General features: G+C 60.3%; 7 protein-coding genes. 6 read left to right on the forward strand and 1 reads right to left on the reverse strand.

Annotation, left to right across the window (positions count from 1 at the left end):
• The 6 genes from MPJ51_RS09375 to MPJ51_RS09400 form a co-directional block, all read left to right on the forward strand.
• A partial coding sequence (locus tag MPJ51_RS09375; RefSeq protein WP_298385184.1) for a glutamate-cysteine ligase family protein occupies positions 1-639 on the forward strand: 639 nt, incomplete at its 5' end.
• Positions 640-732: 93 nt separating this feature from the next.
• The gene (locus MPJ51_RS09380) at positions 733-1,875 is read left to right on the forward strand and encodes an acyl-CoA dehydrogenase family protein (RefSeq protein ID WP_298385187.1); all 1,143 of its coding nucleotides are present in this window, start codon (positions 733-735) and stop codon (positions 1,873-1,875) included.
• Between the two features lie 7 nt (positions 1,876-1,882).
• Positions 1,883-2,923 (forward strand): enoyl-CoA hydratase/isomerase family protein, encoded by a 1,041-nt coding sequence (locus tag MPJ51_RS09385; RefSeq protein ID WP_298385190.1) that lies wholly within the window; start codon positions 1,883-1,885, stop codon positions 2,921-2,923.
• Between the two features lie 3 nt (positions 2,924-2,926).
• Positions 2,927-3,799: a 3-hydroxyisobutyrate dehydrogenase gene (mmsB, locus tag MPJ51_RS09390; RefSeq protein ID WP_298385193.1), complete on the forward strand. Its 873-nt coding sequence runs from the start codon at positions 2,927-2,929 to the stop codon at positions 3,797-3,799.
• Positions 3,800-3,943: 144 nt separating this feature from the next.
• The gene (locus MPJ51_RS09395; protein WP_298385196.1) at positions 3,944-4,333 is read left to right on the forward strand and encodes a hypothetical protein; all 390 of its coding nucleotides are present in this window, start codon (positions 3,944-3,946) and stop codon (positions 4,331-4,333) included.
• A gap of 133 nt (positions 4,334-4,466) precedes the next feature.
• A complete protein-coding gene (locus MPJ51_RS09400; RefSeq protein ID WP_298385199.1) occupies positions 4,467-5,123 on the forward strand; it encodes a site-2 protease family protein in 657 nt (218 codons plus the stop codon).
• 18 nt (positions 5,124-5,141) lie between these two features.
• Here the strand turns inward: MPJ51_RS09400 and uvrA are convergent.
• Positions 5,142-7,915: excinuclease ABC subunit UvrA (uvrA, locus tag MPJ51_RS09405; RefSeq protein WP_298385203.1), on the reverse strand; the 2,774-nt coding region annotated here is incomplete at its 5' end.

Below are 7,915 nucleotides of genomic sequence, written 5' to 3' on the forward strand. Positions count from 1 at the left end.
TCGCCCTATTGGAGCGGTGAGGATACCGGCCTGTCCTCATACCGTCTGACCGTGTTCGACAACCTGCCCCGCACCGGCCTGCCGCCGATTTTCACCAGCTGGGGCGAGTACGAGCGCACCACCGGGGTGCTGGTCGAACTGGGCGTGATCGAAGATACCTCGAAAATCTGGTGGGACCTGCGACCGTCGCATCGCTTTCCGACGTTGGAAACCCGCATCATGGACGTGCAGCCTCGGCTGGAACACACCCTGTCGCTGGCCGCCTTGGTCCAGGCGCTGACCCGGATGCTGTGCCGCCTGAAGGACCGCAACCTGCGCTGGCGGCAATATGACCGTTTCCTGATCGGAGAAAACCGCTGGCGCGCGCAACGTTACGGCGTTGGCGAGGGTATGATTGATTTCGGCGACCGCTCGATCAAACCAATGGCCGAGCTGATCGGTGAGCTGATGGGCATGCTCGCCGAAGATACCGAGGCTTTGGGCACCATGACCGAGATCGCACGCCTGCGTCAGATCGCCGAAAACGGCACCTCAGCCATCCGCCAGCGCCGCGTTCATGCCGAGGCGGTGGCGCGCGGTGACGATCCCGGTCAGGCTGTTGTGCGGCATCTGATCGAGGAGTTTCACGCCGATCTCTAAACGCTCTGGCCGTTTGCGAGGGTTGCAAAATTTCTGTAAGAATTGCGAAATAAAACGCTTGTTCAATTCCACCGACAGAAAAGAAGGCCCGCCATGGATTTCGCGCTGACCGAGGAACAGACAGCCATTTTCGACATGGCCCATGCCTTTGGACAGGACCACATCGCCCCCTTTGCCCGTCAGTGGGAAGCGGACGGAACCATTCCCAAAACCCTCTGGCCACAGATCGGAGAGCTGGGGTTCGGCGGGCTTTACGTTTCCGAAGACGCGGGCGGGTCGAACCTGACCCGGCTGGACGCCACACTGGTGTTCGAGGCGCTGTCGATGGCCTGCCCCTCGGTCGCGGCGTTCCTGTCGATCCACAACATGTGCGCCAAGATGCTGGACAGTTTCGCCGGTGACGAGCTGAAAGCGCGCATCATGCCCAATGTCCTCAGCCTTGAAACGGTGCTGAGCTATTGCCTGACCGAACCCGGCTCGGGCTCGGACGCCGCGGCGCTGAAAACCCGCGCCGAGCGCACGAATGAAGGCTACACGCTGAACGGCACCAAGGCGTTTATCTCGGGTGGCGGCTATTCCGACGCTTATGTCTGCATGGTGCGCACAGGTGAGGATGGGCCGAAGGGGATTTCGACGGTCTATGTTGAGGACGGCACGTCAGGCCTCAGCTTTGGCGCGCTGGAACAGAAGATGGGCTGGAAAAGCCAGCCCACCGCGCAGGTGCAGTTCGATGATTGCAAGATCCCCGCAGGCAATCTGGTGGGGATCGAGGGCGACGGGTTCAAATACGCGATGATGGGGCTGGACGGCGGGCGGCTGAACATCTCGGCCTGCTCGCTGGGGGCCGCACAGGCAGGGCTGGACATGACCCTGCAATACATGTCCGAACGCAAGGCCTTCGGCCAGTCCATCGACCAGTTTCAGGCCCTGCAATTCCGGCTGGCGGATATGGAGATCGAATTGCAGGCCGCCCGCACCTTTCTGCGCCATGCCGCGTGGAAGCTGGACACGCAGGCGCCGGATGCAACCAAGTTCTGCGCCATGGCCAAGAAATTCGTGACCGAGACCGGATCGAAAGTGGTCGACCAATGCCTGCAGCTGCATGGCGGCTACGGCTATCTGGCCGATTACGGGATCGAAAAGCTTGTGCGCGACCTGCGGGTGCATCAGATACTGGAAGGCACGAATGAGATCATGCGCGTGATCGTCGCGCGCCAGATGCTTGCCAATCGCTGAGGGGCCCATGCCAGATATCGACATCCGCACCACCGGCCGCGCCGGGCGCATCACCCTGACGCGGCCCAAGGCATTGAACGCGCTAAGTTACGACATGTGCATGGCCATAGACACCGCCCTGCGCAACTGGCGTGAGGATGACGTGGTCGATCTGATCATCTTTGATGCCGAAGGCGATAAGGCCTTCTGCGCCGGGGGCGACATTGCCGAGTTGTATGAGACCGGCACCAAGGGGGATTTTTCCTACGGCCGCAGGTTCTGGCGCGATGAATACCGCATGAACGCCCTGATCTTCGAATATCCCAAGCCGGTGATCAGCTTCCTGCAAGGCTTCACCATGGGCGGCGGCGTGGGCATCGGCTGCCACGGCAGCCATCGCGTGGTTGGGGAGAGTTCAAAGATTTCCATGCCCGAATGCTCGATCGGCCTAGTCCCGGATGTGGGCGGCTCGTTGATGTTGGCTTTGGCACCGGGTCGGTTGGGCGAATATCTCGGCACCACCGGCCATCGCATGAGTCCCGGCGACGCGATCTATGCGGGGTTCGCCGATCACTACATCGCGCAAGACATCTGGCCGGACCTGATCGAACAGCTTGAGGCCTCGGGGCGTGCAGAACTGGTATTGGATCACGCCCAAACCCCGCCCGAAAGCGCGCTGGCCGATCAACAGGCCGGGATCGATACATTCTTTGATGGCGAAACGCTTGGAGATATTCTGAACACCCTCCGCAACGGTGACCCAGAATTTTCGACGAAAATTCTCGGCGCCCTCGGGCGAAACTGCCCGATCTCAATGGCATCGACCGTTGAGATGCTGCACCGGCTGCGCGGCTCTGCTCTGACGCTGCGCAAGGCGCTGGAGATGGAATATCGTTTCACCTATCGCGCGATGCAGCACGGGGATTTCCTGGAGGGCATCCGCGCCCTGATCATCGACAAGGATCGCAACCCGCATTGGCAATATGCCGATATGAACGTGCCCGCGGTCGCCGTTTCGAAAATGCTGCAACCGCTTGGGTCGGATGCGCTGAGTTTTGCAGAGGAGTAAGGGATGAAGATCGGATTCATTGGATTGGGCAATATGGGTGCTCCGATGGCGGCCAATCTGGCGCACGCGGGTCACGAGGTCACCGGCTTTGACATGGCGGATGTCACTGTCGAGGGCGTCGCGATGGCCGCATCCGGGGCCGAGGCGGCCTCGGGCGCTGATGTCGTCATCACCATGCTGCCCAACGGCCAAATTCTGCGCTCTGTTGCGAATGAAATAATCCCGGCCATGGCCGAAGGTGCCGCGCTGATCGATTGTTCGACCGTCGACGTGGACAGTGCCCGCACCGTCGCGGAACAGGCAACATCCGCCAGTCTTCTGGCAGTCGATGCACCAGTATCCGGCGGCATCGGCGGCGCAGCGGCGGGCACGCTGACTTTCATGGCAGGCGGCTCGGACGCAGCCTTTGCCAAGGCCGCGCCGCTGTTCGACATTATGGGACAAAAGGCCGTGCATTGTGGCGAGGCCGGGGCTGGTCAGGCCGCCAAAATCTGCAACAACATGATCCTGGGCGTCACCATGATTGCCACTTGTGAGGCCTTTGCGCTGGCGGACAAGCTGGGGTTGGACCGGCAGAAGATGTTCGACGTGGTCAGCACCTCCTCAGGCTATAGCTGGACGATGAACGCCTATTGTCCGGCCCCCGGTGTTGGTCCGGACAGCCCGGCGGATAACGGCTATACCCCCGGTTTTGCGGCGGAATTGATGTTGAAGGACCTGCGCCTGAGCCAGCAGGCCGCCAACAGCGCCGATGCGGATACGCCGATGGGTCAGGCCGCCACGCGGCTTTACGAGCAATTCGTTGAAAACGAAGACGGCATGGGCCGCGATTTCAGCGCCATGTTGCCCCGGTTCGAAAAGCGCGGGCGGCTCTGACCTCAGTCCCCGAATTCACGGGCGGCGGAGTTTTGCCGCCGCCGTTCAACCGGCCTCGCAACCCGGCACGGAGGTTCTTACTTCAGTAATCAAACAGACCTTCTGTGTGGTCATGACCGCACGAACCGGAATTGGAGCCGTTTGATGAAAACCCTGATAAAACTGGTCACCGTAGCCGCGTTGACCCTTACCCCCATGTCCGCATTGGCCGGAAATGGCAACGGGAAGGGAAAAGGCAAGCACAAGAATGCGGTCGAAATTCATCGCGTCACACCGAACAAGGGAAAAGTCGCCCATTGCCCACCCGGTCTGGCGAAAAAAGCGGTGCCATGCGTGCCACCCGGACAGGTCAAGGCGCGCTACGGGGTCGGAGATCGGATCGACCGCGACTATTTCTGGATCGACAATCCCTACCGGTATGGTTTGAAACGCGGGGACAGCTATGTGCGGGCCGGGGACTATGTCTATCGCATCGATCCCGACACGCGCAAAGTGCTGAACCTGATCGGGGCGGTGGCTGATATTCTGAACTAGATCGCCCCGAGGAGTGCGGTTCATCCATTTCTCAGCGAGGAAAATCGGCACAGCCAGAACAACTTACGGTATAATTTCAAACTTTTGACGCAATCCAGTGTCATCATCATCCTCATTGTTGTGAGGATTGACCATGAACAGTGACGGCGCGATTTTCCAGTTCCGTGGCCCTTGGAATGTACCGATTGAGTTTCACCAAAGCCTGATCTTTCTGGTTTTGCTTATTGTCGGATTCAGTTTCGACCCGGACACCCTGCCCTATGCGCTTGGGTTTCTGGCCATCCTCTTGGCGTCAATCCTGCTGCACGAATTGGGCCACGCCTGGGGCTGTCTGGTTCAGGGCGTGCCCGTCAGCCGCGTGGTTCTGTATGGCGGCGGCGGATATTGTCAGCACCGCCGCTCGACCACGTCTTATGAGGATGAGTTGATCGTCGCCATGGGCCCGATCGTGAACCTGACCTTGTGGGCGGTATGTTCACTGCTGGAGCCTTCGGTCGTATCGCCGCAACTGGGCTGGGTTCTGCGGGTAACGGCTGATCTGAACCTGTGGCTGGCGCTGTTCAATCTGCTGCCGCTCATGCCGCTGGATGGCGGGCGCTTGTTTCATGCGGTTTTGCACCGCTTTCTGCCGCCTAAATCGGCAACGCGTATCGCCGGGTTTGTCGGGCTGATTGGCGTGGTTTTGTGGATACCGATGATGGTTTTCGCCTATGTCAGCTTTGGCTTTGTCTTCCTGTTCTTCCCGCCGTTGCTGCGCCATTGGAACATGCTGCGATACGCCCAATACTAGGATTTGGCGCGGCAGAGATTACTCTGCCGCAACCCGTTCCGGATTCAGCATCGGTTTCAGATAGCGCCCGGTATGGCTGCGGTCACATTCAGCCACATCCTCGGGCGTGCCTTCGGCCACGATCTGACCGCCGCCATCGCCGCCTTCGGGGCCGATATCGATGATCCAGTCGGCGGTTTTCACCACGTCCAGATTGTGCTCGATCACCACAACCGTGTTGCCCTGATCGACCAGTTCATGCAGCACTTCCAACAGTTTGCGCACATCTTCGAAATGCAGACCCGTGGTCGGTTCGTCCAGAATATAAAGCGTCCGCCCGGTTGAGCGTTTGCTGAGTTCCTTCGACAGCTTCACCCGCTGCGCCTCGCCCCCTGACAGGGTCGTGGCCTGCTGGCCGACCTTGATATAGCCCAGCCCAACGCGGGCCAGCGCATCCATCTTGTCGCGGATCGAGGGCACGGCCTTGAAGAACTCCTGCGCGTCTTCCACCGTCATATCAAGCACATCGGCGATGGACTTGCCCTTGAACTTGATCTCCAGCGTCTCGCGGTTATACCGCGCGCCCTTGCAGGTTTCGCAGGTGACATAGACATCGGGCAGAAAGTGCATCTCGATCTTGATGACACCATCGCCCTGACAGGCCTCACACCGGCCACCTTTAACATTGAAGCTGAACCGCCCCGGTTTGTAACCGCGCGCCTTGGCCTCGGGCAGACCGGCAAACCAGTCACGGATCGGGGTGAAGGCCCCGGTGTAAGTCGCTGGATTTGAACGCGGAGTCCGCCCGATGGGTCGCTGATCAATATCAATGACCTTGTCCAGATGCTCTAGGCCCTTGATGGTTTCACAGGGTGCAGGCGTCTGCCGCGCGCCGTTCAGCCGCATCGAGGCGGTCTTGAACAGCGTCTCAATCGTCAGGGTCGATTTACCGCCCCCGGACACGCCGGTGACGCAGACAAACTTGCCCAGCGGGAATTCGGCCGTCACGTTTTTCAGGTTGTTGCCGGTCGCTTTGACCACCGTCACCTTCTGCTTTTTGCCCTTGCGCCGTTCGGTCGGCACCGCAATCTCGCGCGTCCCCGACAGGTACTGCCCGGTAACCGAGGCCGCATCCCCCGCAATCTGATCCGGCGTGCCGTGGCTGACCACCTGCCCGCCATGCACCCCGGCACCGGGGCCGATATCGAACACGTAGTCGGCCTCACGAATGGCTTCCTCGTCATGTTCGACGACGATCACCGTGTTCCCCTGATCGCGCAGGTTCTTGAGCGTACCCAGCAGCCGGTCATTGTCGCGCTGATGCAACCCGATGGAGGGCTCGTCCAGCACATACAAAACCCCGGTCAGGCCCGAACCGATCTGGCTGGCCAGCCGGATACGCTGGCTTTCACCGCCCGATAGGGTTCCACTTGAACGGGACAGCGTAAGATATTCCAATCCCACGTTATTCAGGAATCCGAGGCGCTCGCGGATCTCTTTCAGAATCGCCCGTGCGATTTCGTTCTTCTGCACGCTCAGATGGTTCGGTGCATCCTCGACCCAGGCCAGAGCCTCTCGGATCGACATCTGAACCACCTGCCCGACATGCAGGCCCGCAATCTTCACCGCCAGCGCTTCGGCGCGCAGACGATACCCTTCGCAGGTGCCACAAGGGCGGTTGTTCTGATAGCGCTCGAACTCTTCACGAATCCAGGCGCTGTCGGTCTCGCGATAGCGGCGTTCCATGTTCGGAATGACGCCTTCGAAACTGCGCGTGACCTGATAGACGCGACCGCCTTCGTCATAGCGGAACTGGATTTCCTCATCGCCCGAACCGCACAGGAACACCTGCTGCACCTTCGCAGGCAGGTCTTTCCACGGGGTGTTCTTGTCGAACTCATAATGTCGGGCGATGGATTCGATGGTTTGCAGGAAATAGGGCGACTTGCCCTTGCGCCACGGGGCCAGCGCACCATCGTACAGCTTTAGCGTCTGGTCCGGCACCACAAGACGTTCGTCAAAGAACAGCTCGACCCCCAGTCCGTCGCAATCCGGGCAGGCCCCGAATGGCGCGTTGAACGAGAACAGGCGCGGTTCGATCTCGGGGATGGTGAAGCCGCTGACCGGGCAGGCAAAATTCTCGGAAAATGTGATCCGTTCCGGGTCGCCCTCACGCGGGGCAGTTTCCAGAATCGCGATGCCATCCGCCAGATCAAGCGCGGTGCGCAGGCTGTCGGCCAACCGCGTCTCCATCCCTTCGCGCACCACAAGACGGTCGACCACCACGTCAATGTCATGGCGGAACTTCTTGTCCAGCGTAGGGGGCTCATCCAGTTCATAGAACGCGCCATCAACCTTGACGCGCTGGAAGCCCTGTTTGCGCAGCTCCAGGAATTCCTTTTTGTATTCCCCCTTCCGGTCACGCACGATGGGGGCCAGCAGATAGCCGCGCGTGCCCTCCTCTTCGCTCATGATGCGGTCGACCATGTCCTGCACCTGCTGCGCCTCGATCGGCTGGCCGGTCGCAGGGCTGTAGGGCGTGCCTGCGCGGGCAAAGAGCAGGCGCAGGTAGTCATAGATCTCGGTCACCGTGCCAACGGTCGAACGCGGGTTTTTCGAGGTCGTCTTCTGTTCAATCGAAATCGCCGGGGATAGGCCGCTGATGTGATCCACATCCGGCTTTTCCATCATGTCCAGAAACTGCCGCGCATAGGCCGACAGGCTTTCGACATAGCGCCGCTGCCCTTCCGCATAGATCGTGTCGAAGGCCAGCGAGGACTTGCCCGAGCCCGACAGCCCGGTGATCACCACCA

It is taken from the genome of Ruegeria sp., from assembly GCF_028066395.1.
GTDB lineage: Bacteria > Pseudomonadota > Alphaproteobacteria > Rhodobacterales > Rhodobacteraceae > Ruegeria.